Annotated in this window: 1 protein-coding gene; it reads right to left on the bottom strand. The window is 66.3% G+C overall.

Going from position 1 to position 208, the window contains the following annotated elements; genetic code table 11:
• Nucleotides 1-208 (bottom strand): aldehyde dehydrogenase family protein (locus E4487_RS25050; RefSeq protein WP_175254576.1); only part of this gene is annotated, 208 nt, incomplete at both ends.

Consider the following 208-nt stretch of genomic DNA (forward strand, 5'->3'; position numbering starts at 1 on the left):
CGTCGGCTGGATGTAATAGCCGCTGGCCAGGTCGCCCTCCAGGCGCTCGGCCGCCCCGCCGGTGAGCACCTGGGCGCCTTCCTGCTGGGCGATCTCCAGGTAGCTGAGGATCTTGTCGAACTGCTGCTGAGAGGCCTGGGCGCCGACCATGGTGTCGGTGTCCAGCGGGTTGCCGCGCTTGATCTGCTTGACCTTCTTCATCACCTCG

The sequence above is a fragment of the Pseudomonas sp. BMW13 genome, from assembly GCF_013357275.1.
GTDB classification, from domain to species: Bacteria; Pseudomonadota; Gammaproteobacteria; order Pseudomonadales; family Pseudomonadaceae; genus Aquipseudomonas; species Aquipseudomonas khazarica.